Annotated in this window: 1 protein-coding gene; it reads right to left on the bottom strand. The window is 37.5% G+C overall.

Going from position 1 to position 1,127, the window contains the following annotated elements:
• Positions 1-282: 282 nt before the first annotated feature.
• Positions 283-1,080 (bottom strand): hypothetical protein, encoded by a 798-nt coding sequence (locus JCM10991_RS11740; protein WP_025021593.1) that lies wholly within the window; start codon positions 1,078-1,080, stop codon positions 283-285.
• Between the last annotated feature and the right edge of the window lie 47 nt (positions 1,081-1,127).

The raw sequence follows: 1,127 nt of genomic DNA, 5'->3' as shown, positions 1-1,127 counted from the left end.
TTTTTTAAAATCGTTATTAACAAAAAGCCCGTTTTAACGGGCTTTTTGTTTGCTATAAATTGCCAAAATGTTGTCCAATTACTGGTAAGTTTTGACTATCCCAGGGTTGAGAACAGTTGACCAGGAAATGATGAATAATGTATAATAAAATTATAGTTGTTTAGACATACTTATAATTGGGTAACGACTCGGATTGGATTTAGAAGTTGTTAACCGGATATACAAAAGGAGAAGTGAGTAGTTGGATTGACTCACTTCTCCTTTTTATATTGATGCTACGTTTTAGCTAAAAATAGCTAGATTAGTTGAATAATCTTCGGGTTGACGTTCACTTAGTCGAGACCAAAGATCGATGCCGGCTTGATTTAAAACTAAGCCCCAATCACCATTAGGTAAGTCCTTGAATTCAAAGAGATAATCGTGTTTCCGAGGGAAACTCCCGTCGATATTATCAGCGGTTTCAAAGCCTTGACGAGTTGTGACAATTAAACCACTATCAATTATTGCAACCGAGGTTAGTGATTCGTCTTCACGAATTAGGGCATCTAACATGATGTAGTCCCCAATGCTTACCCGCACTCCATTTGAAGCTGAATAAATATCTTTGAGTGGTAATGAGAAACAATTAGCCAAGTGTAATGGTTCTGGAAGGTAATTCCATGCTCCTTGTTCTTGTTTTGAATGAGCTAAAAGAATCGGGTTTTGGATGAGAAGTTCTTCCTTTTCTGCATCATAGTCACTTACCAAACCACGAATAACGATGTGCTCAGAGATGTAGTTTTTTAGCCCACTTAATGGTTGAGCTTGCAGACGTGCATCTGTTAAGAAATATCCTTGTAAGTAACGAGCAGTCGCCTTGCGTGATGCCAGGAGTTCAGCAGGGAAATTGGCAATACTTCGCTTGTCATCTGCTTGTTTGACATTTTTTAACATAGTGATTGAATCTTTGACGAATTGCTCATCAGAAATGTGGTTCATCGGGGTGAAAGCATCATGCTGACGTCGAATGGGTTGAGCTTTTCTTGCCTGAGATTGCTTTTGATGCAAAAGTTTTTTTGCATTAATTTTTTTCTTTGCCATGTTTACCTCACATAATTATTATTTCTTCCAGTATATTAGAATATGCA

It is taken from the genome of Ligilactobacillus equi DSM 15833 = JCM 10991 (assembly GCF_000615765.1).
Taxonomy (GTDB): domain Bacteria; phylum Bacillota; class Bacilli; order Lactobacillales; family Lactobacillaceae; genus Ligilactobacillus; species Ligilactobacillus equi.
The sequence above is the reverse complement of the archived record's forward strand: the minus strand, read 5'-3'. Positions and strand labels throughout refer to the sequence as shown.